Origin of the sequence: Candidatus Hakubella thermalkaliphila (assembly GCF_013281975.1) — a bacterium.
GTDB classification, from domain to species: domain Bacteria; phylum Actinomycetota; class Humimicrobiia; order Hakubellales; family Hakubellaceae; genus Hakubella; species Hakubella thermalkaliphila.
Genome location: NZ_BLRZ01000020.1, coordinates 1 through 22053 on the forward strand (window position 1 = coordinate 1; position 22053 = coordinate 22053).

Annotated in this window: 22 protein-coding genes; 19 read left to right on the forward strand and 3 right to left on the reverse strand. The window is 46.0% G+C overall.

Translation table 11 applies throughout. From position 1 onward, the window contains the following. The 7 genes from HW443_RS03285 to HW443_RS03315 all read left to right on the forward strand — a co-directional run. The coding region (locus HW443_RS03285) for a tyrosine recombinase (protein ID WP_176237899.1) at positions 1-606 on the forward strand (606 nt) is incomplete at its 5' end. A gap of 219 nt (positions 607-825) precedes the next feature. Further along, a complete protein-coding gene (locus HW443_RS03290) occupies positions 826-2007 on the forward strand; it encodes a phosphopentomutase (RefSeq protein WP_176235339.1) in 1182 nt (393 codons plus the stop codon). A 194-nt stretch (positions 2008-2201) separates the two neighbouring features. Continuing rightward, entirely contained in the window at positions 2202-3221 is a 1020-nt protein-coding gene (locus HW443_RS03295) for a DUF362 domain-containing protein (protein WP_176237900.1), read from the forward strand. Beyond that, the gene (locus HW443_RS13850; protein WP_176229362.1) at positions 3179-3352 is read left to right on the forward strand and encodes a serine aminopeptidase domain-containing protein; all 174 of its coding nucleotides are present in this window, start codon (positions 3179-3181) and stop codon (positions 3350-3352) included. Before HW443_RS03295 ends, HW443_RS13850 begins: the two co-directional genes overlap by 43 nt. A 102-nt stretch (positions 3353-3454) precedes the next feature. Next, positions 3455-4111, forward strand: coding sequence for a S8 family serine peptidase (locus HW443_RS03305; protein ID WP_176231562.1), 657 nt, complete (start codon positions 3455-3457; stop codon positions 4109-4111). A 1-nt stretch (position 4112) separates the two neighbouring features. After that, positions 4113-4310, forward strand: a complete 198-nt coding sequence (locus HW443_RS03310; RefSeq protein WP_176231561.1) for a hypothetical protein — start codon at positions 4113-4115, stop codon at positions 4308-4310. A 157-nt stretch (positions 4311-4467) separates the two neighbouring features. Next, on the forward strand, positions 4468-6675 hold the full coding sequence (locus HW443_RS03315; RefSeq protein WP_176235341.1) for a DUF1156 domain-containing protein: 2208 nt from the start codon (positions 4468-4470) through the stop codon (positions 6673-6675). A 234-nt stretch (positions 6676-6909) separates the two neighbouring features. Here HW443_RS03315 and HW443_RS03320 read toward each other — a convergent pair whose 3' ends face one another. The 3 genes from HW443_RS03320 to HW443_RS03330 all read right to left on the reverse strand — a co-directional run bounded on the left by HW443_RS03320 (position 6910) and on the right by HW443_RS03330 (position 9146). Continuing rightward, on the reverse strand, positions 6910-7119 hold the full coding sequence (locus tag HW443_RS03320) for a hypothetical protein (protein WP_176226806.1): 210 nt from the start codon (positions 7117-7119) through the stop codon (positions 6910-6912). Between the two features lie 384 nt (positions 7120-7503). Then, the gene (locus HW443_RS03325; protein ID WP_176237901.1) at positions 7504-8367 is read right to left on the reverse strand and encodes a prolipoprotein diacylglyceryl transferase; all 864 of its coding nucleotides are present in this window, start codon (positions 8365-8367) and stop codon (positions 7504-7506) included. A 2-nt stretch (positions 8368-8369) separates the two neighbouring features. Further along, positions 8370-9146 carry a DUF72 domain-containing protein gene (locus HW443_RS03330; protein WP_176231323.1) on the reverse strand — a complete coding sequence of 259 codons (777 nt, stop codon included), beginning with the start codon at positions 9144-9146 and terminating at the stop codon, positions 8370-8372. An 89-nt stretch (positions 9147-9235) separates the two neighbouring features. On the opposite strand from HW443_RS03330, the gene HW443_RS03335 reads away from it, so the two are divergent. From HW443_RS03335 to HW443_RS03390, 12 genes are all read left to right on the forward strand, one after another. Beyond that, on the forward strand, positions 9236-11911 hold the full coding sequence (locus HW443_RS03335; protein WP_176231322.1) for a CBS domain-containing protein: 2676 nt from the start codon (positions 9236-9238) through the stop codon (positions 11909-11911). 180 nt (positions 11912-12091) lie between these two features. After that, the gene (locus HW443_RS03340; RefSeq protein WP_176231320.1) at positions 12092-12781 is read left to right on the forward strand and encodes a site-2 protease family protein; all 690 of its coding nucleotides are present in this window, start codon (positions 12092-12094) and stop codon (positions 12779-12781) included. 278 nt (positions 12782-13059) lie between these two features. Then, positions 13060-14034: a tryptophan--tRNA ligase gene (gene trpS / locus HW443_RS03345; RefSeq protein WP_176231319.1), complete on the forward strand. Its 975-nt coding sequence runs from the start codon at positions 13060-13062 to the stop codon at positions 14032-14034. After that, the gene (locus HW443_RS03350; RefSeq protein ID WP_176231317.1) at positions 14034-14771 is read left to right on the forward strand and encodes a segregation and condensation protein A; all 738 of its coding nucleotides are present in this window, start codon (positions 14034-14036) and stop codon (positions 14769-14771) included. Before trpS ends, HW443_RS03350 begins: the two co-directional genes overlap by 1 nt. After that, on the forward strand, positions 14768-15328 hold the full coding sequence (gene scpB / locus HW443_RS03355; protein WP_176231316.1) for an SMC-Scp complex subunit ScpB: 561 nt from the start codon (positions 14768-14770) through the stop codon (positions 15326-15328). Before HW443_RS03350 ends, scpB begins: the two co-directional genes overlap by 4 nt. 275 nt (positions 15329-15603) lie before the next feature. Then, positions 15604-16674: a type IV toxin-antitoxin system AbiEi family antitoxin gene (locus tag HW443_RS03360; protein WP_176235527.1), complete on the forward strand. Its 1071-nt coding sequence runs from the start codon at positions 15604-15606 to the stop codon at positions 16672-16674. 12 nt (positions 16675-16686) lie between these two features. Next, complete coding sequence (locus tag HW443_RS03365; RefSeq protein ID WP_176232060.1) at positions 16687-16998, forward strand: hypothetical protein; 312 nt, start codon at positions 16687-16689, stop codon at positions 16996-16998. 8 nt (positions 16999-17006) lie between these two features. Further along, positions 17007-17438, forward strand: a complete 432-nt coding sequence (locus tag HW443_RS03370; RefSeq protein ID WP_176235528.1) for a hypothetical protein — start codon at positions 17007-17009, stop codon at positions 17436-17438. 171 nt (positions 17439-17609) lie between these two features. Further along, positions 17610-19268 (forward strand): phosphoadenosine phosphosulfate reductase domain-containing protein, encoded by a 1659-nt coding sequence (locus HW443_RS03375; RefSeq protein WP_176230834.1) that lies wholly within the window; start codon positions 17610-17612, stop codon positions 19266-19268. After that, entirely contained in the window at positions 19252-20097 is an 846-nt protein-coding gene (locus HW443_RS03380; protein ID WP_176230835.1) for a DUF4007 family protein, read from the forward strand. Before HW443_RS03375 ends, HW443_RS03380 begins: the two co-directional genes overlap by 17 nt. Further along, positions 20084-20533: an AAA family ATPase gene (locus tag HW443_RS03385; RefSeq protein ID WP_176230836.1), complete on the forward strand. Its 450-nt coding sequence runs from the start codon at positions 20084-20086 to the stop codon at positions 20531-20533. The genes HW443_RS03380 and HW443_RS03385 overlap by 14 nt, the downstream gene beginning before the upstream one ends. A gap of 14 nt (positions 20534-20547) precedes the next feature. Then, positions 20548-22053: hypothetical protein (locus tag HW443_RS03390; RefSeq protein ID WP_176237902.1), on the forward strand; the 1506-nt coding region annotated here is incomplete at its 3' end.

Below are 22053 nucleotides of genomic sequence, written 5' to 3' on the forward strand. Positions count from 1 at the left end.
AACAGGCACGATCCTTTCCTTCGACCCCCCAGAATGCTTCCCGACGTGCTCTCTGTCCAACAAGTAGAAAGGCTTTTGGATGTGGTGGGCTCCTCGACGGCTATAGATCTCAGAGATAAGGCTATCCTGGAGTTGCTTTATGCCAGTGGGCTTCGGGTTTCTGAGCTCATCTCTTTGGAGGTGAGTGACGTGGACCTTCAGGCAGGTCTGGTCAGATGTCTGGGTAAAGGGTCGAAGGAAAGGATCGTGCCTGTTGGAAGTAAGGCCATAGCCAGCCTCAAGAAATATCTGGCTCATGGGCGGCACCGCCTGGACAAGAAGTCTCTCCAGTTTTCCCTATTTTTAAACAACAGAGGAGGCAAGTTGAGCAGACAAGGAGTCTGGAAGATACTCAAAAAGTATGTCCATCTGGCCCAGATTAAGGAGAAGGTATCACCTCACACCCTGAGGCATAGCTTTGCTACTCATCTTCTGGAAAATGGGGCTGACCTTCGCTCGGTGCAGGAAATGTTGGGCCATGTCAGCATCTCCACTACCCAGATTTATACCCACGTCAGCCAGGAGCATCTTAAAAAGGTCTATTACCGGTGGCATCCCAGAGCCTAGTACAGGAATCTTGCTCTACTTTTCCACAAATAGGAGTGTCTCAGCTATCTCTAATATGCAGCAAAAGTTTCGAGTAGGGCGGTATGGTATGTCTGAAGAGATTACTGAATTCTCAGAGAAAGTCTATGTTCCTAAAGCAGTGGAGCTGTGGTACGGTAATAGAAGAAGAGAGCAAAAGAGTGCCTTAAGCGGGGCGGCATGATGAACATAGGGGGCTTCGTGAAAAGGGTCATTATCATAGTTGTAGATAGCTTAGGCGTGGGCGAGCTGCCCGATGCTTATCTCTACCACGATGAGGGGAGCAACACTTTAGTTCACATTGCCAAGGCCATGGGTAGCCTTCAGATTCCCAATCTAGAATCTCTTGGCCTTGGCTACCTCGTCGATATTCCTGAGATCAAAAAGGTAGCTCCACCTCTGGGCTCGTATGGGAAAATGGGGGAGAGATCGCCGGGGAAAGATACCACCACCGGACATTGGGAAATGATGGGCATCATTCTGGACAGACCCTTTCCCACTTTTCCTCAAGGGTTCCCACAAGACTTGATGGATAGGTTCCACCAGGCTATCGGACGGAAGAGCCTGGGCAACAAAGTAGCTTCGGGCACGGAAATAATCCAGGAGCTGGGCCTGGAGCATATAAGGACAGGAAGGCCCATTGTGTACACTTCGGCTGACAGCGTCTTTCAAGTAGCCGCCCATGAGGAAACTATACCCGTGAAGGAGCTATACCACATCTGCCAGAAGGCCAGGCAGCTTCTGAAAGGAGAATATGGAGTAGCCAGAGTGATCGCCAGGCCGTTCGTCACCAGAGACGGGAAGTTTGTTCGGACAGAGAGAAGAAGAGATTTTTCCCTGCCCCCGCCCAAAGAAACTGTTCTAGATCTGGCCAGGAAGGAAGGTTTTGAGGTAATTGGCATAGGTAAGATTGAGGACATCTTTGCTGGTCAGGGGCTAACGGAGGCCATTCACGCCAAAAACAATTCTCAGGGTATGGAAACCACCTTAAGAAAGACCAGGGAGCGGTTTGCTGGAATCATCATGGTTAACCTGGTAGATTTCGACACCCTCTATGGCCACCGCAATGACGTTTCCGGCTATGCCAGAGCTCTGGAAGAGTTTGATCTCAAACTTCTGGAAGTTCTGCAGGCTATGAGGGAAGAGGATGTCCTTTTTGTTACCGCTGATCACGGCTGTGACCCTACTACCGAAAGTACGGATCACTCCCGGGAATACGTGCCCGTTCTTATTTACGGAGAGAAAATCAGGGCTGGCGTTGACCTGGGTACCAGAGAATCCTTTGCCGACCTGGGTAAAACGGTGGCTGAACTTTTGGGAGTGGAGGGGGAGATTTATGGGCGGAGCTTTGCTGGAGAGGTCATGGCACGTGTGCAGAATTAGCCAAGGTCTTGGCTTGCTGATCAAAAGACAGGTATGCTTCAAACTAGGGAGGAAGAAAGTTGGACCTCAGACCAACAGTTTCTGTCGTTCGATGTGAGGGCGTAGACGATCTGGAGAAGGTTAAGGATGCGGTTTTGGGTTCCCTTGATTTGATAGGTGGCCTGAAAACCATTTTACGCCGGGGCGATCAGGTCTTGATAAAGCTAAACCTACTTGCTCCAAGGAGCTACAAATCTGGCGCAACCACCAATCCGCACATCGTCGCAGCCCTAATTGATCTCTCAAGACAGTTAGGGGCAAAAAGGATAATTATCGGCGAGGGCGCAGCCGTTGGGCACGATACCGAAAAGGCGTTCGATGAATGCGGATTTAGGGTGCTGGCAACTGATAAGCAAGTCGAGCTTGTGGATTTCAAGAAGAGCGAGTTTGTCCCGATGAGTATTTCCAACGGACGGGTCCTGAGGAGAATAAGGGTTCCCAAGGAGCTGGTTGATTCAGATGTGATAATCAACGTTCCCGTGATGAAGACCCATGATGTTTTTCCAGCCACCCTTGGGCTAAAGAACATGAAGGGAATCATCCCCGAAAGGGACAAGAAGAGATTCCATAGCTGGGGGCTTTCCCAATGCATAGTGGATCTGAACAAGGTGGCCCTGCCCCAGGTTACCGTGATTGACGGAACTATTGCCATGGAGGGAATGGGGCCCGCCCATGGAACTCCAGTCAACCTGGGAATCTTAATCTCATCCATTGATACGGTGGCAGCTGATACCGTAGCATCGCTGGTAATGGGTATAGATCCAGAGTCGATAGAGTACTTGCGGCTGGCCTCAGAGCAGGGCCTTGGTTGTGGAATCATCTCGGAGATTGAGGTTCGCGGCCTGCAGGTCGAAGAGGTTAAGAGAAAATTTAGCAGGCTAGTACTTGAATCTGGGGAGTTCTTGAAGCACGGGATAAGGATTATGGAAGAGGGGGCATGCAGTGGATGCAGAAACACCTTGTCCGCCGTATTTAGCAAATTGGTTTCAGGTGATCAAATACAGTTGATTGGGGATACTACCTTTGTCCTGGGCCAGGATGCCGAGCTTCTGGCGGACTTTGAGGGGAGGCTTGTTAAGTTTGGCTCCTGTGCCAAGCTGATTTGCCCGGGGAAAGGGAAATATATCCCGGGATGTCCTCCTCACCCGGAAGATGTTATGGAGTGCGTTTTGTAAAGCTGATATTTCTCTGGGAGAGAGGTTATTCGGTTTTCGCTCCAGACCACCGAGGTCATGGCAGAAGTGAGGGAGAAAGGGTTCACGTTGATCATTTTTCCGACTGTCTCTTCGATTTTCAACGAGACTGAAAAGCCGAGCAATCCCCCAAAAGCGGATTAGAAAAACTTGAAATCGTCCTTTCCGATTCAGTTCGGATATTTTTGAACAGACACTACCAGTTAGGGAGTATAGTGGTTGCCCGGATGGACTTCACTGGCGAAGGGGCTTATGATTACGCCTTGCACGGAACGCTTGTGGCGAAGATTATCAACGCTATTGCATCTGATGCTTCCCTACTGAACGCCAAAGCAGTAGACCGCTATGGCGACGTGGATGAAATAGCGGTCTTTCAGGCCCTCGAGTGGTCGCTGGACAACGGAGCAGACATAGCCAATCTTTCGCTGGGTTTTCAGCGGGAGTGTCACGGAGACTGCTGGCTCTGCCAATTTGTGGATACCTTGGTGGAACAAGGGATGGCCGTTGTTGCTGCTGCTGGTAATTGGGGGCCTTCTGACAGCACGATCTCGTGCCCGGGCAATGCGGCCCGTGCCGTGACGGTTGGGGCAACAGAAGCGGGGGCAATTACTCCTTACAGCAGTCGTGGAAGAGCGGACCAGGAGAAACCTGACGTCGTGGCTCCAGGAACGATAGAGGTTGGGAGATTCCATTTGAGTGGAACATCCATCGCAGCACCGATGGTAGGTGGGATCCTGGCTTCGCTTTATGGGCCATACGAGCGGCAAAAGGTTTTAGGCTCCCTAAGCACTGGTTGTGCTGATTTGGGCTTTTCCCGCAATCAGCAGGGGTATGGCCAGATAGATGCTCACAAAATTTTGGAGGTGCTTTAACATGGCAAGGATACTGGTTAAAACCAAAGAGCCTAAGGAGGTCCAAGATCTACGTAAGCATGGCAAGATCATTTTCCTCTCCTCGCTGGTGGACGTTGTCGGTATCGAAACAACGGAGGCAGAGGTAGAAAAAATAAAAGGGCTTGTCGGCGAAGACCGGGTTAGAGAAAGCGCACGAGGAACAGTCCAAAAGGACTGATGAATTGCAGCGATGTGGGACTCGGCCCAGCGCCCAGCATTCAATAGAGGCGACTTGTCAAGAGAAAAAATTCCCCCTTCCCGCCCGTAGCCCGGTACCTAACCGCTTTTTTTATAAGTGGCTCTTGATGAAATTCCAGTATCCCCTAAGGAAGAATATGGCATTCATAGAGAAAGACCTACCCATTGAGAATTTGAATCCTGTTGCTATGGGAGAGGGCAATGCCAAAAAGCCCATTTATCAGATGCACAAGTGGTGGGCCAGAAGACTGGGCAGCGTGTTCCGCATGATTACTTTGTCTGCCTTTAGCTCCGATGAAGAATCAGCACAAGGGGTCTGGAAGAAGTTCTGTGGCGGTGCAAATCTAAGCGGAAAAACTGTCTTGGATCCGTTTATGGGTGGCGGGACAACAGTTGTTGAAGCTCTCAGACTAGGCTGCAGGGTCATAGGTGTTGACGTCAATCCCGTAGCATGGTTCGTAACAAAAAAGCAGATTGAGCCTGTTGACATCGAGGCTCTGGACACCTGTTTTGAACATTTGGAGCAGACGGCTGGCGAGTTCATCAAGAGCTATTACAAAACTCAGTGCCCTCGTGGACATGAAGCAGAAGTTATGTACTTTTTCTGGGTGAAAGTTGCTCAATGTCACTCTTGTGGAGCAGTACTCAGGTTATTTTCTAACTATGAACTATCGCGCCGCAGTCATGTCAATGTGTCCATTTGCCCTCGTTGCTTACAAATCGTTGAGACTGTTGGTTACAACCAAAAGACAAAATGTCCCGAGTGCCACATGATATTTGACCCACGTAAGGGTATATCTGGTAGGGGTATATTCCGCTGTACCGAATGTGGAGCGCAGGGAAAGATTCTGGATGCTGTGGCCAGGAAAGGTAGGGCCTTGGACGTTCAACTACATGGATTGGAGGGGTACTGCACGGATTGCGGGCGATTTTTCAAACGGGTCGATGAGGACGATCTTCGTCTCTACGAGAAGGCTAGACACGAATTCATCCATCGACGCCAAAGTTTGCTTATTCCGCACCAGGCTATCCCTATAGAGGGTCGGAGCGACCCGCGTCCTGTTAACCACGGCTACTTCTACTTTTGGCAGCTCTTCAACGAACGGCAACTACTGTGTTTGTCTACTTTGCAGGAGGAAATACTGAAATTGCCTGATCCAAACATCAAAGAGTTGATGCTCATCGCCTTTTCTGATTGTCTGGACGCTAATAACATGTTTTGTAAATATGAGGTGGAGTGGCATAAGATTTCTCTCTTCTTTGGCCTGCATGCCTATCATCCGATTGAGCGTCCTACAGAGAATAATGTCTGGGGCACCAGGTACGGACGGTGCACCTTTGTGAAATGTTTTGAGAAAGTCCGGCGAGCAAAAGGGTTTGCCCAGAGGCCATACGAACAATTAGTTGACGCCAGAGGTAGTAGATTCAGCAAACGCACTGGCACAGAACGTATAGAGGCATATCTGACGGAGTCTTTTAGTCAACTAAAGAAGCACGACAACGCCTCGCTGTTGAAATGCCAAAGTTCGGAAGATCTGTCATTTCTGCCGAATAAGTCGGTAGATGCCGTCATAACGGACCCACCGTATTTTGATAATGTTCAGTATTCTGAACTAGCTGACTTTTTCTATGTGTGGCTGCGACTGGCTTTGAAAGATGAGTACCTCTGGTTCAAACCAGACCTTTCCAGTCGTCCCGATGAGATTGTGAAGAATGACAGGCTCGGTAAAACTACTGATTTTTTTAGTCAGGGTTTGTTTAGGGTTTTCAAGGAATGCCACCGCGTTCTAAAGGACGAGGGGCTTCTTATCTTTACCTTCCACCATATCAGAACCTGGGCCTGGGAAAACATCGCCCAGGTTCTGATCGATGCAGGCTTTTATGTCTCCGCAAGTCCCATCGTCCGGTCCGAAGGGAAAAGTGGATTTCATAGTAATGATGGTAATATTCGCTACGATTGTGTATTAGTATGTCGGAAGAGAGCGGGTCAATGGATGGAGCGCCCCTGGGCTTCCGCGAAAGAGCAGATTCTTCAAGATGCAGTTCAGTGGACTCGCAGGACGCTGGAGTCAGGTATGCTGGTTAACGAAGTTGACGTCTTTACCATCGTGATGGGTAAGACTCTCGAATACTGCACCAAGGTATTTCCATATATGTTCTTTGATAATAATACAGTGAGTATCTCAAATGCAATGGAGGAAATGAAGAACTTTGTAGACCACGTGGCTGAAAACGCCAGAGGGATCCAAAAGCCACTACCCAAAGCTTATGCCCAGAGTGCTGAGCAACTCTTATTATTTCTAAAAGAGTCAGAAACACGGTATCGTAATCAGAGATCTAGGTAAAAGGACTTTGGGATCGAGGCTCTGCCGGCTGAGTATAAAAAGATTGTAGGTAATTGTTATCTGGCTTCATCACCTGAAATGCGAGCAGGAAGATAGCTACTACTTCAAATATCGGGGGGCTCACGAAGTAAAAGAGATCGATGGGTTCAGAGTTGAATTAGAACCATTTCTGACAACAAAAAAGCACCTCCTAAAAAGAGGTGCTTATTACCAGGTGCATTATTCGCAATTAGATTAGCGACGCTGCCAGATAAGCCCGAATGTTCCCAGCGCCAGCGCCAGGCCACCCAGCAGGGCAACCCCACCGAGGCCAGTGGTAGTCCACCAGACATAGCAAATGGTACGATCGGTGACTGCCAAAGCCCATTGAGCTGCTGCTATCATCCATGCACCCAGCACGGCCATAGCCAGGCCGAACAGCGCTCTCGTGTCCAACTTGCCCATTTCTTACCTCCTCCCTTGAAAATAATCAATTTTCATGCGACGTGGTGCGCTGCGCCGCATGGGTGATTTGTAAGTTATTGATTACTGAGGATGTCTCGCTTCTATAATGGCTATCGCAATCCCAAGCCCAATAATGCAAAGCCCAGCTACCAAACTCGTCCACCACATCCAATCCACATACCCTACTAGCCCCTGACCCCATTGGCCCACCAGTACTATCCAGAGACCCAAAATTGCTAAAGCTACTCCTATTAAGCATCTACCTGGTTGCTGTCGCTTCATTATTGATATCCTAAATTCAGTATTTCAAAGCGCATATGTTTACCGCACAAGCAAGGGTAGTTTTTGTCACACTTATCTCTTGCTTAGAGGTTATTCCCATTCTTATGTTCTATGTTTATTTTCACCTTTCTCGAAGCCTTTGTCAAGACCCTTTGGTTTAGATTTCTTATCTGAGGCAACACGGCCGCTCTCATTCTTTTCTATCCGGGGATGAAGGTGCTTTATCCTCCGGTAACGTAACTGCAAATGGATGGAGAATATCAAAATTGGGAGGGCGATAACCTGAACCAGATCCAGCCCGGCAAATACGGGTCGAACTGGGTCGGCTCTGAAGAACATTATAATAAACCGCCCTGCAGAATGTCCAACCAGGAAGACCAAGAAGGGCATCCCTTTGGGGAGAAGATGGGCACGCAGCGCCAGTAAAATACTGAGCAAAGCCAGGAACCATAGTATCTCATAAAGTGGTGCTGGATGGATTGGTACTCTTCTAGCTATCCAATCCGCGGGTAGAAAGCTAGCAGGATGGGTATAGACGAAGCCCCAGGGTAGGGTAGTAGGAGTCCCATAGCAACATCCTTGGACAATGCATCCAACTCGCCCCAGTGAAAGACCAGCCAGCAGTGGCACAGTGATAAGGTCCAGGAACCGAAGCAAAGGCAATCGGCGCCAATGAGCATAAACTGCTACCGTAGCCAGCCCACCGATAATCATTCCGTATTGGGAAAATCCTCCCAACCAAAAGGCAGGAATAAGCATTGGGTCAGCCAGGTAGAGCTCAGCCTTGTCTATTACATGTACCAGTCTCGCGCCCACCAATCCACCAGGCACAGCGGCTAAGAAGAACGCCAAAATCTGCCCATGTGAAAATCCATAGCGCCTGGCCAAAGCCAGGGCGAGAAACAAACCTAACAGAATAGCGGACACGATGAAAATGGCGTATAGAGGTATTGCTAGCGAAGCCAACCTTACGTTTGGATCCACCCCGATGTAAAACATTTCCCTTCCTCTTTTAGGTATATGTCTACTAATTCCCTCAACTGCCGGGCATTTTTTAGGGCGTATCCATAGGCGTCATTATTAAAATAGGCGTATACATCTATGTCCTGCTTTAGCCATCCAGAGATCTTCTTGGCCCATTTTTCAAACTCTTCCTCAGAATAGTCAGATCCGTAAAGAATCTGGCCTCCGTGGAATCTAAGATAAGTGAAGTTGGCCGTTATCACCTGGGCGGTAGGGAAACCAGGAGAATCAGGAATACAGAGAGCTATATTTTTTTTCTTCAAGACTTCGTACACTTCCTCGTCAAGCCAGGTGGGGTGACGAAATTCAAAGCTATAGCGGAGGTTAGAGGGGAGAATCTCTATAAAATCCTCCAGTCGAGAAAGGTTTTTAGCAAAGTTAGGAGGAAGCTGGAAAAGGATGGGGCCCAGTTTTTCCTCCAGGGCCCGGGTATTTGCCAGAAATTTCTTCCAGGCTTCCTCCGCATCCTTTAACCTTTTGATGTGGGTTATGTAGCGGCTGGCCTTAACCGCAAAGAGGAACCCTTTGGGCACCTTAGATTTCCAATCTTCAAAAGTATTCTTGGCAGGGAGATGATAGAAGGAGTTGTTGATTTCTACGGTGTCGTAGCTTTGGGCATAAAAAGGAAGCTGACCTCTGGTCTGCAAGCCTTCCGGGTAAAAAACCCCGTATTCCCAGTGCTTATAACTCCATCCTGATGTTCCAATGCGTACTTGGGCCATTTTGTATCCTTGATATTCTGGGGGCAGGCAGTCAGAAAGAGAGATGTCCCACTCACAAAGTTTGCCCTTAAGGGTATTATATAATATGCTTGCTTAGAAGACAGGTCTGGATAATAAGAATAACCATGGAAGTAATTACCAGTCACACTAACACAGATTTTGATTCCTTTGCGGCCATGATAGCGGCCAGGAAAATCTATCCTGATGCTATTATGGCCTTTTCGGGGTCTCTCAATCCCAATGTAAGAGATTTCTATTCCCTTCACGCCGATGTGCTTGTCTTTGCTGACCCGGACCAGATCGACCTGGACCGAATTAAAAGGTTGATCATAGTGGATACCAGAAGCGCTCACCGTTTGGGAGAGTTCAGAAGTGTGGCGGAGAGGGAGGATGTGGAGGTGTTGGTCTTTGATCATCATCCTGTGGCTGAGGGAGACCTCCGGGTGGAGAGGGATTTCTCCCAGATGCTGGGAACTACAACTACTATTTTGTTGGAGATGATCAAGGAGAAAGGGATAGAGATAAGCCCTTTGGAGGCAACCATCTTTGCCCTGGGTATTTACGAGGAGACAGGTTCTTTGACCTATTCCACCACTACAGCCAGGGATGTGGAGATGCTGGCCTTTCTTATGTCCCAGAAAGCTAATCTGGAGGTAGTGAGGACCTTTCTGGGTGCTCCTCTCTCCCGAGAACAGCACCAATTGCTGGAGAAGCTCATCTTTTCATCCCATAAAGTGAGGATAAATGATGTAGACATTCTTATTTCCACAGCAGAAATGGAGCAATATATAGATGGTCTGTCCATACTGACTAACAAGTTGGGCGAGATAGAGGAGAGTAGAGTCATCTTTACTGCAGCCGGAACCCAGGACAGGATCTATATGGTGGGAAGGAGCAGAATGGAAGAGGTAGACGCTTCCAGGGTGCTGGCTCATTTTGGAGGAGGCGGTCACCCCCAGGCTGCATCGGCTGTGGTTAGAGACTCCTCCCTGGCCCAGCTGGAAAGAAAACTAATCTCTGTGCTGAAGAAAGAGGTCAGGAAGCCCCAGGTGGCGGGGAACCTAATGTCGCGGCCGGTCAAGACCATAGACAGCGAGACTACCATTTTGGAGGCAGGAAATATCATGACTAAATACGGTCATGCTGGCCTTCCCATAGTCCAGGGAGACAAGTTAATAGGAGTGATATCCAGAAAAGACGTGGACAAAGCTATTGGGCACGGCCTGGGACATGCACCGGTAAAGGGCTTCCTATCCAAAGAAGTGGTTACGGCTGATCTCACAACTAGCATAATGGAACTTCGCACTATGATGATCGAGCACAACATAGGCAGGATACCTGTAGTGGATAAAGGAAAGCTGGTAGGTATCATCACCAGAACTGATCTTCTCAGAGCTCTCCATGGATCCGATTATATCTCGGGTAGGGAACAGCTTCCCCCATCGGGAGTTATTATCGAAACAAGTGAGATAAAAAAGCGGATCAAGGATCTGTTACCCCACTTTATCCAGGAGGTCCTGGAGAAGACCGGACAGATAGCTTCCGAGCTGAATGTGAAAGCTTACCTGGTAGGGGGGATAGTAAGAGATATTCTGCTCAATCAACCCAATTTTGATCTGGATATAGTTATCGAAGGGGACGGCATCACCTTTGCTAAAAGGCTGACGGAAATTATCGGAGGAAGGATAAGGACTCATCAAAAGTTTGGAACAGCGGTGCTGATACTGAAGAACGGTTTCCATGTGGATATCGCTACGGCCCGGACTGAATTTTACGAGTATCCAGCCGCCTTACCTTCGGTGGAGAGGGGATCAATCAGACAGGATCTCTACAGACGAGATTTCACTATCAATGCCATGGCTATCTCCCTGAACGAAGACACTTTTGGGGAGGTTCTGGATTTCTTTGGCGGCCAAAGGGATCTGGCTAAGAGGAAAATCAGAGTTCTTCACAATCTAAGCTTTATCGATGATCCGACCAGAATCTTCCGAGCGGTCAGGTTTGAGCAAAGGTTTGGTTTCCAGATGGATGGTAGCACAGAGATCTTGCTAAAAAGAGCTCTAGGTATGGAGCTGGTAGAGGAACTGACCTCTTCTCGGGTCAGGGACGAAATTATCCTTATTCTCTCCGAGCCGGAACCCTGGAAAGCGGTCAAACGTCTGGCAGAGCTGGGAGTCACCAAAATCTTGCACCCTCACCTGGCAATAGACGAGGTGCGTCTGGAGGATCTCGAGAAGATCGACCGTTCTTATGTCCAACTGCAGGAATTTTTCTGTGAGAGCCCCAGGCGATGGCTATGTTTGCTCATGGGGTTGCTTATGGATTTTCCTCCTCAGGAAGTTAGCGCCTGGACGCTGAAGATGAAGTTTAGGAAGAGGGATATTCGCAAGATGGAGGAGTCCATCCGTAACTTTGCCCATACGGCTGAAAATCTAAGCTCCAGAAATCTGAAGGATAGCCAGATTTATCTTTTCTGTCAAGGACTGAGTGCGGAGACCCTGGTTCTGCTTCATGCTTTGAAACCAGCAACCTCCAAATGCATAGAAAAGTACGTTGAGAACCTGAAGGATGTACAAGTGGAGATTTCGGGCCGGGATCTCAAAGAAATGGGCTACAGGCCAGGGCCCCTCTTTCGTAAGGTTCTTATGGTCCTTCTCTTGGCCAGGATCGATGGGCAGGTACGTAACCGGGAAGAAGAGGAGAAGTTTGTAAGACAGTGGATGGAGGTAGAGGGACTACCAGGACATGAAAGGCGCCGTGATTGAAGGAGCCTGCTTATCACTACGAGGTGGCCATGGCTCACCAATGTGGAAAATTGTTCTTGTTATCCACGGACATTTCAAAGCGACTACTTTAGCTCGGGACCGCTTGTATCTAAGAGAATCTGGCCCTCCCCATACCGAGGGCTACAGCAGACGTACCTAACTAAACTTAAGGAGTCACACATGATTGACGGTCTTACTCACCTTATCTTAAGAGCAGTAATTATATTGCCCGGTCTCATATTGGGCGTCGTTCTTCACGAGGTAGCTCATGGATATGTAGCTTATCGGTTCGGTGATCCCACGGCTAAGAACATGGGGCGACTTACCCTTAATCCTATACCTCACCTTGACCTTTTTGGATCCGTGCTTTTGCCGCTGTTGCTTCTTCTATCTGGCTCCCGTATTCTCTTCGGCATGGCCAAGCCGGTACCCATAAATCCCTATTTTTTCCGGGATTTTCGCCGGGGCTTGAGATATGTAGGCCTGGCTGGCCCACTGGCCAACATCTTGGTAGCTCTGATAGTAGGCAATGTTCTCGGCCTGGCTATCAATGTTCTGGCCAACTTGTCCAATCTAGGTATGGCCGGTCAGATCATGAACATTCTCTACCAGGTGACTATAGCTGCTGTATCTATCAACATCTTTCTGGCTATCTTTAATCTTATTCCCATCCCCCCTCTGGACGGTTCCCGCATTGTGGCCTCCTTTCTATCTTACCGGGACATGGAGAGGTACTTCTCTGTGGAAAGATATGGAATTCTGATCATCTTCGGTCTGTTCTTTTTCTTTTCTTCCGTCTTCTGGGCCATAGTATCACCCTTTTTCAATCTGCTCTTCACAGCCAGCACTTTGTGGAGATTTTTACTTTAATTGCTATATTTTTGGAGCCTGGCTCATTGTAAGACGGACCCTTTGAGCTGGCGGACAAGCCAGCACGTCAGATGAAACAGTACCCCAGTAGTCAAAATAATAGCCTATTGACCAAAGCAATCTCTCAGGAGAGGCCTGCCTCGAAGCTTTTGATCGGAGAACTCTCGCAGCTTCTTAACTTAATCTGCTACCCGGTCTTTGGTAAGAACTCTTCTGTACCGTTTTATTTTTCCCCCAATCTGAGTTATACTATCCTAAAAATTTGAGGGGGAAGGTGAATGAGGAGAGTCTTAACTGGCTTCCGGCCTACCGGGAGGCTCCATCTGGGTCACTATCATGGCAACGTACAAAACCTGATCCGCTTGATGGACCAATATGAATGCTTCTTTTTCATTGCTGATTGGCATGCTATAAGCACTGAGTATAGCGACACCAGTGCTTTAAGGGAAAATACTCGAGAGGTAGCTATAGATCTCATCTCAGCCGGTCTTGATCCCGAAAAATGCGTTCTCTATCGACAGTCTGATATTACCCCGGTGGCTGAACTTTTTCTTTACCTGGCCATGGTTGCCCCGGTCTCCTGGCTGGAAAGGTGCCCTACCTACAAGGAACAGGTAGTTCAACTGGCCTCTAAAGAAGTCTCCACCCTGGGATTTTTGGGTTACCCGGTTCTTCAATGTGCGGACATAATAATCGTTCACGGGGAGATCGTTCCCGTGGGAGAAGATCAACTTCCCCATCTGGAACTCTGTCGGGAGATTGTCAGGAGGTTCAATTTCCTCTACGGCGATTATTTCAAAGAGCCAGAGGCTCTCCTATCTGAAGTTAAGCGCCTGCCGGGAACCGATGGACGCAAGATGTCCAAGAGCTACGGAAATGCCATATATCTCAGCGACGACCCGGACACCATCAGAAAAAAAGTGCGCCAGATGATCACCGATCCACAGAGGATCTACCGGACTGACCCCGGCCATCCTGAAATCTGTCTGGTATTCGATCTTCACGAGATCTATAGCAGCGAGGAGATAGCAAAGGTAGAGGAAGATTGCCGTGAGGCCCGCATCGGGTGTACTCAGTGCAAAGATTTATTGGCCAGGAGAATCGCTGACTCACTGGCTTCTTTCCGTCAGAAGAGAAAAGATCTACTGGAAGATGAGGGAAGGATCGAGGGCATCTTTGCCCAGAGCAGAGAGAAGGTTCTCAAAATAGCCGATAAGACTATGGCTGATGTCCGAAATCTCTTGAAGCTGTGATGGGCTATCGGTTGACTCTGGAGAGATTTCAAGGACCCATAGAGCTGCTGGTTGAGCTTATCCAGCAGCAAACTCTGGACATCTACCAGATATCGATATCCCAGATTGCAAACGGTTTCCTATCTTATCTTGAGCACCTGGCTGAAGCTGACCTTAACGAGATCAGCTCTTTTGCTCTCTATGCCTCTCTGTTGATGGAGCTGAAATCCAGATCCCTTCTTCCTTCGGAGAACCAGGTAGATCACGAGGAAGAAGAGCCGCTCTCTCCTGAGGAGCTTTTCCTTAGAATGGTGGAGTATAGAAAATTTAGAAAAGCAGTTCGCTATCTAGAACAGCACGCAGAACAGGAGAAGTGCTTCGGCCGACAGGCAGAACTGGAGGAAAGATTTGTAAAGATCAGGCCGGACTTTCTGGCTTCGGTCAGGAAGGAGGATCTTGCTCTCATTCTGCTGAGCCTGGAAGGAAGAAGAGTAAGGGAGCCTCTCCCCATGATTTACCTGACTCCCTTATTTAAGAACGTGGAGGAGGAGATTTTTAGGATCAAAGAGGAGCTGAAAGAGAGACTAAATCTGTCTTTTCGGGAGCTTACTCAGAACTACAGTGACAAGATGGATATCATAGTGACATTTCTGGCGATATTGGAGCTTTACAAAAGAGGAGATATTTTGATAGATCAGATTGGGACTTTTGGAGACATTATCATCTCCCGAGCGGAGCAACTCTCCCTTCCAGCATGACCGTTCCAGCACTGAAAGGCGTAATTGAGGCCATCCTTTTTGTCAGTGATCGGCCCCTCAGGATTGCAGAAATAGCGGAAGTTCTGGGCCAGGATAAGAAAGAGATCAACGCTGCTCTCCAGGAACTGAAGAGGGAGTACCAAGATGGCCAGCGGGGAATAGCAATTAGAGAGGTAGGGGAAGGATATAAGCTCTTCACCAATCCCTGCTACACCAGCGCGGTAGAGAAATTCGTGGCCTCTTCTATGCGGGGTTATCTCACTCAGGCAGCCCTGGAGACTCTTTCCATCATTGCTTACAAACAACCGGTTACTCGAGCCCAGATTAGTTTCATCCGGGGGGTAAACTCCGACTCCGTGGTGAAAAGTCTGCAGGATAAGGAGTTGATTGCCGAATCGGGGAGATTGAACGTCCCTGGCAACCCTATCCTGTATGTAACTACGGATAAATTTTTGGAGAGTATGGGTCTGAGATCTCTGAAGGACCTTCCTCCTCTGGAGGAGTTCGAGCTGAGTGAAGAGGAATTGGCTGAGCTGAGGAGTAGAATTTCAATGTGATCTACCAACGATAGAGAAATTTATCCAGATCTTTGCGCAGTTCCTCTAAGCTGGTTTAGATATCTGGTTCTTGATACCCCCAAGACCTAGACCTCCCGGGTGGCTTTGACACTATGCTCTTTAGCATATTACAAAAGTTGTAGCCGATGATGGATAATTAGATCATCTTGAGACATGGCTGACTCCTTATCTTTTGTTGTATTTAATAGTTGCGCAGAATTTTCCTGCATGCTATTATTTTCCCGTACGGGAAAAATTGCTTTTAGGGGAAAATTATGAACAGGGAAGAGGAAATTATTTCTCAACTTATCAAAGACTTTCAAAGGATAATTCCGAATGGGAAAGTAATCGGTAAGCAGAAAGTTGAGAAAAAACCCTATGATCTTGTCTTTGATGTTCAGATAAACAAAACCAGGAAGAAGCTTGTCTGCGAAGTAAAATCTGCAGGTCAACCCCGTTATCTCTACCAGGCTATTGGTCAGCTAAAGTTGGGTATTTCCGCTGAGAAGGATGCATACCCTATAATTGTCGCCCCCTATATTTCTGAGCGAGGAAGGAATATCTGCAAGGAGGCAGGAGTTGGTTTTATAGATCTTCAGGGCAATGTATTTTTGAAATTCAACAGCATCTTGATAGACGTACAGCAGGTAGGGGTGAAAGACCGAGCTATGGGTATAGATCGTGTAAGTGTCAAAAAGATGGAGAAGAGAACCCTGAGGCGTCTCTTCTCACCCGTATCGTCGCGAGTGATAAGAGTAATGCTAGAAAATTCAAAAGAAGTTTGGACCCTTAGAGCCCTATCTACTGAAGCAGAGGCAAGCTTAAAGCAAACCTACCTTGTAACCAATACTTTAGATGAGGAAGGTTTTGTTGATAAGAAAAGAGGCGCGATCACCTTAACTAGGCCAGGTGAGCTGCTTGATCTTTGGGCCAGTAGCTACAATATCACGATCAATGAGATCCAAACTTTTTATTCCTTTGAGAAGAATCCAACGTCTTTAATGAAAAAGGCAAGCGCACTGGCGAGAGAAAAAGGTCTGAAATACGCTTTCACTCTCCATGCAGGAGCTTCCCTTGTTGCCCCGTTCGTTCGCTTTACAGATGTTCATTTTTACCTTGCTGGTTCTCGTGGTTTTTGGGTTAAAGAACTTGATCTTCGTCCAGTAGAGTACGGAGGGACTGTGCATCTGATAATCCCCTATGATAAAGGAGTGTTCTATAATAGGCAGATTGTTGGGGATATGGTGACTGTGTCGAACACCCAACTTTACCTCGACTTACACAATTATCCTGCCAGAGGAAAAGAACAAGCGGATTTCTTGCGGGCACAAAAGCTTTCTTTCTAAAAGGAGTAGGAATTGCCAAGACTTAGTGGCGACTACGAGCTTGAAGTAACGGAAGCTTCAAAATCGGTTTTGGTTGAACTTATGACCATCCTTAAAAGCTATGCTGATGCTCTGGTTTTGATTGGTGGATGGGCCCCCTATTTCTTACTGGAGAAGCATAAATCCCCAACTTCCGACTTTAGGCACGTGGGCTCCGTCGATATTGATCTGGTAATAGATCCTCAAATCATCGATGAAGAAAGATACGCTACCATTACTAAGATGCTTTTGGATCGGGGATATAGGCCCTCCCCTCAAATTTTCTACCAATTCGAGAAAAAATAGTCTCCTCTTTGGATCAGAGGGAATACGTCGTGGGAGTAGACTTTCTAACTCCGAAGCCGGAGAAAGGCAAGGGAAGAAAGCACCGTCATCGTTTGGTGCAGCCAGATTTGCGAGCAAGAACTTTGGAGGGCGCTGAAATTGCACTGAAACATAACTGGGAATGTTCCTTGTCGGGGATACTGCCCGAGGATGGAGGAACGACAGTTACCCTCAGAGTTGCTGATATAGTAAGCTCTCTCGCACTTAAAGGCATCGCTCTTGGCGAAAGATATGCTGAAAAAGATGCATATGACATCTATGTACTTCTTTCCTATTATAGAGACGGTCCTAGGGATGTAAGGGACGAACTTAAGCCTTACCTGAGCGACAAATTTCTTCAGAAAGGGCTAAGCAGTATAGAATCTAGATTCAGAAGTCCAGAGGCAGAGGGTCCATCATGAGTTGCCAATTTTCTGATTCAAACCAATCCCGAACTAATTAAACGAACAAAAATGGATGCTTATATGACTGTAAGAGAGTTCTTCGAACAGTTGAAATAATAAGTAGTGTTAAAACCATAAAAGGACTAAAACAAATCTGCAGATATGAAGAATGTTCAAAGAGGTCGTGTTATGAATAACAAAATATTTTGGTGTAGAGAATGCAACGTTCCAACATTACAAAGGCAGTGTGAAAATTGTGGTTCGGAAGCTGCCAAAATATGTTCAGACTTGAAACCAGTGTTTGAGAAAGAATGCAAATTTTTGGAAAAAGAAATGGATAAGAGGTTGCCAGGCAATAGCTGGCAAAATGGACTTTGGATGAGATATAAGACCATATGGTTTAACGGGAAAAGACTGTTTCGACTTTCTGCGAATGGGAAACCGACAATTATGAAAGAGTACCTCTGCAGAGATAATCTAACTAATTTAGATCATTACATAACCGCAGAGATTCTTTACAAAGCAAACAAGTCAACTTTGGATGAATTAGAAAAAGAAGCTGTCTCATTTATTAGAGAAATCATTAAATCCTATCCGAAAAGAGAACCCGTCGTCTCTTTTAGTGGAGGGAAAGACAGTACTGTTGTTTCACATCTGGTTAGAAAAGCCCTCGAAACCGATAAAGTTTTACACATATTTGCCAATACTACCATAGAATATCCCGACACCCACAATTACATGGACAGATTCTTCGGAAATAATGGGGGAATTCCTCTTCGCGAAAATTCAAGCGATCAAGCATTTCTTGAAATGTGTAAACTTATTGGACCTCCAAGTATGCTTAATGCATGGTGTTGTAGTGTATTCAAAGCGAGTCCCATATCGCGATTGATTAACGAAGTCAAAGGCGAAGAAGGTGTGATTAGTTTCGAGGGCGTGAGAAGGAGAGAATCAAGCCGACGAAGAAATCGAGAACCAATCTACCATAACAAGAAGATAGCTCATCAGCTTTCTGTTTATCCCATATTAGAGTGGCGAGAAATTGAGGTTTGGCTTTTCATTCTAAGTAAACGACTGGATTTCAATGATGCATACAAAAAAGGACTCCCAAGAGTTGGGTGTATGTATTGTCCTTACACTAATGCCTTTAATGAATACCTTATCAGTAAAGAATATTCGTCAAGCTACAAAAAATGGATTCGATTTTTGGAAGAATTTGCAAAGTCAATTAAGAAAGAGGCCCCGTCTGAATATGTCTCATCTGGTGCGTGGAAAAAGAGAGTAGGTAGAAGTGAAGAAGTGGGAGAGGGCCTTGTCTACGTAAGAAAAGTTCCGTGTCTTAAGAATGTGAACGCTATGCACTTTATTTTAGATAAACCTATTTCGATAGACTTTATTGAGCGATTCAAACCCTTTGGACGGATACAAGAATTCTCAGACCATATGGGCGCGGGATTTATTGTGAAAGATGTCGCTACGGAGGAGGAGCTTTTTATGCTCAAAAGAGTAAACGATATTTCGATACTGGAAAAGGAAAGTAGGGTTAACCCAAGCTGGAAGTTGGGAAGGGAGTTTATTTGTGTTGACATATTAACAAGCAAAAATAGTCGCTATTTGCTCCAATCTATTGAACGCCAAATGAGGAAATTTCAAGCGTGCGTATTATGTGGAGCTTGTGTGGGAATCTGTCCCACAGATGCGATTGCTATAAACCCACATTTTAAGATCTCAGAACTTAGATGTTCTCATTGTGGAAGATGTCTAAATACAAGGTTTCTACGGGATTCGTGTGTAGCTTTACATGCAAGCCAGCAAACAAGGAGATACAGAGATGGCAATAGGCTATAGCCAGAACTTTGGAATGGAAAGAAAAATTATAGCAACCGCCTTAAATGCTTTTTCTAGAAAAAGGTATATTCAACGTCAAGAATTGATGCGTTTGCTTGGTGTCGGTGATAACAAAGCTGAGGCTACCGTCACCTGGTTAGGATACTTAGGCCTAAGAGACAATATGAACAGTGAGTTAACGGCTTTTGGCAATTCATTGTTAACCTTTGATCCTAATTTCGAAGACCCCATCACTCAATGGGTTTTTCACTACAAACTTGCTAGTAATCCTGAAGCTGAGGTGTGGTATGTATTAACAAACGAATTTCTACCGAATCGAACACGCTTTTCCTCTGAGGATGCAATCGATTTTCTGGCTTCAAATGGTCTACGATCTAAAAATGATAAACACCTAAGGTCAGATGTCTCAATATTTCTAAGATCGTTTATATCAAAAGAGGCTCTTGGAAAGACGGAATATCTTAAGACAGAAAGTCAACCGAAGCGAACCGTATCCCAAAATAAGTTTTACAAAAATCCTCCATCAAGTATCTCGCCCTATCTAGTAGCTTATGTCATCTTTGATCAGAGAGAGAATAATTCTCCCAATCTTTCAACAATTACGATACAGGAGTTATTAGATCTCAAGGGTAATGTTGGAAGAGTATTCTCCCTTAATCGGAAAGGGTTGGAGGAAGTACTGAGGCTCCTTTCAAGCTCACAGCATGATCGGCTCGTGGATCTTTCTACCACAGCAGGTTTAGACCAAGTCGGCTTAATGTTTAAAGGAAGACCCTTAGATATTCTTGAAATGTATTACATAAAAAGAGAAAAGGATGAAACATTCTAAATCCCTCATAGAGCATATTTCTGTAAAGATAAAAGAATATCAACCCCTACCATCAGCAAATAGAGTATTTATTTTGTATGGTTCTCCGTTCTCTGGAAAGACTTTTGTTGCAAAGGAAGTGGCTAAAAGGCTTGAGGGGAAATATATTGATCTCCTGAAAGATAAATTAAGTATACTAAATCCAAAATTAGGGCTGTATGCTCCTCTTGATTTTATGCAAGATATAAGCACCTGGGCTAAGGAGACGGCCTTGCTATTAGTAATAGATGAAATAGAAGCACTTTTAGATACATGGACGAGAGAGAAGCAAGAGGATTTATTGAAACTTCTCTCAGGCTTAAGAGGCCGCATGCACAGCCCCGTCTTGATCACAAGTAGGTTGAATCTACCTTATGAAGATTTCATGGTTAAAGATAGGGTTTTCAAGGTACCCTAATTGGGAGGAGAAGGATGTTGAATGAACTTATCAAAATAAAAGGGGGTTTTGTTAGGGCAGTAAAAATAACAGACGATTTTTTTGAGGAGGAACTAAATAAATACAAGCTCGAAAGTTATTATGTGAATCCCAGCGCGAGGAATGCCTTTTACTCTATAAGCAGAGGACTGCATCCTACTTCAAGGAGTAGAGTCCACTTAATTAGCGGCACCTATGGAAGTGGCAAATCCCATTTTGGACTGGTCATCGCTAATTACTTGACAAAAAACAGCAATTCCAAAGATTTCGAAATGATCTTCCGACGAATACGAGAGAAAGACCTTGATAAGGCTACTGAAATCTATAATGTCAGAAATATTGACAGACCATACCTTCTTGTTTTGTTAGAAGGTCATGACCCGGATGGCGCAGAACATGCCCTCTTGAAAGGATTGAAGGATGCTCTAATAGATTCAAGAAGAGGAAATCTTCCCGAAGAGATTTTGAAAACTTCTTACCAGAGTGCGTTAAGTAAAATAGAGGACTGGGAAAAGGAAAAACCAGATTTTATCAAAGAGATGGGAAGAGTGCTGGAAGCAAAGGAACATGATGTTGACACCTTAAAGGATAATTTAAAGGCATTTAATGAAGAAACATACCGTTTCTTTAAAGAGGTGCATAAGGAGATAACAAGACACGAGTTTATTCCTGAATACAATGAAAAGGCTCCAAAAATTCATCTTGAAATAAGCGAGCTTTTAATTAGAGAGCATCGATATAAAGGAATAGCTATTATGTGGGATCAGTTTGACGAACATGTAAGGAACACCCGGCGTGGTGACTTAGGAAGAGAGGAGAGCTTTCTTCGTACCTTTGTTGAAACCATAGAAAGAAGCGGTGAAAGTCAACTACATTTGATCCTAATTTCTCACCACCCGCCACATACTTACCTAAGAGGTGAAATTAGTGAAGAAGCTTTACATAATTGGGAGAGAATCGAAGGTCGTTTGCAACAGCCTAGACCACTTACGGCAATAGATGAATCAGAGGAGTTAATTGATTATGCTATTACGCACCAGAGGGAGGCTGACCAATGGAAGAAAGTTGAGGAGGAAATTGAAAGAAGCACAAAGTTGATAGACGAAATGGTGGAACTAGGTCTCTATCCCGAAAAAGATAGAGAGTGGGTAATAGAAACCATTTGCAAAGGCGCTTTTCCCTTACATCCCATTACAACCTATTGCTTACCTAGGATTTCCGATGTAGTGGGGCAGGCAGAGCGCACAATGTTTACATTTTTTGAGGAAGAAACCAAAGAGGGAGGATTAACCAAATTCATAAATGAGAACGCCGCTTTTGTAGAGGGTAGATTGAATTTCTACACTGCAGATAAACTTTTTGACTTTTTTAAGGAAGCGATCGATAGTACTTCAAAAACTTGGCATGTTATAAAGAATTATAGCGAGGCAATGGGTAGGGTAAGGGATCCTCAAGATATTTTAACTCAACGAGTAATGAAAGCCTTAGCCATTATCAATACC

Coding starts and splice junctions, on each gene's coding strand:
- HW443_RS03330 (WP_176231323.1), bottom strand. CDS start 9,146: ATGGCCCAAGTACGCATTGGAACATCAGGATGGAGTTATAAGCACTGG.
- HW443_RS03350 (WP_176231317.1), top strand. CDS start 14,034: ATGGGCTATCGGTTGACTCTGGAGAGATTTCAAGGACCCATAGAGCTG.
- trpS (WP_176231319.1), top strand. CDS start 13,060: ATGAGGAGAGTCTTAACTGGCTTCCGGCCTACCGGGAGGCTCCATCTG.
- HW443_RS03380 (WP_176230835.1), top strand. CDS start 19,252: ATGGCAATAGGCTATAGCCAGAACTTTGGAATGGAAAGAAAAATTATA.
- HW443_RS03315 (WP_176235341.1), top strand. CDS start 4,468: ATGGCATTCATAGAGAAAGACCTACCCATTGAGAATTTGAATCCTGTT.
- HW443_RS03310 (WP_176231561.1), top strand. CDS start 4,113: ATGGCAAGGATACTGGTTAAAACCAAAGAGCCTAAGGAGGTCCAAGAT.
- HW443_RS03375 (WP_176230834.1), top strand. CDS start 17,610: ATGAATAACAAAATATTTTGGTGTAGAGAATGCAACGTTCCAACATTA.
- scpB (WP_176231316.1), top strand. CDS start 14,768: ATGACCGTTCCAGCACTGAAAGGCGTAATTGAGGCCATCCTTTTTGTC.
- HW443_RS03320 (WP_176226806.1), bottom strand. CDS start 7,119: ATGGGCAAGTTGGACACGAGAGCGCTGTTCGGCCTGGCTATGGCCGTG.
- HW443_RS13850 (WP_176229362.1), top strand. CDS start 3,179: ATGTCCTCCTCACCCGGAAGATGTTATGGAGTGCGTTTTGTAAAGCTG.
- HW443_RS03340 (WP_176231320.1), top strand. CDS start 12,092: ATGATTGACGGTCTTACTCACCTTATCTTAAGAGCAGTAATTATATTG.
- HW443_RS03385 (WP_176230836.1), top strand. CDS start 20,084: ATGAAACATTCTAAATCCCTCATAGAGCATATTTCTGTAAAGATAAAA.
- HW443_RS03360 (WP_176235527.1), top strand. CDS start 15,604: ATGAACAGGGAAGAGGAAATTATTTCTCAACTTATCAAAGACTTTCAA.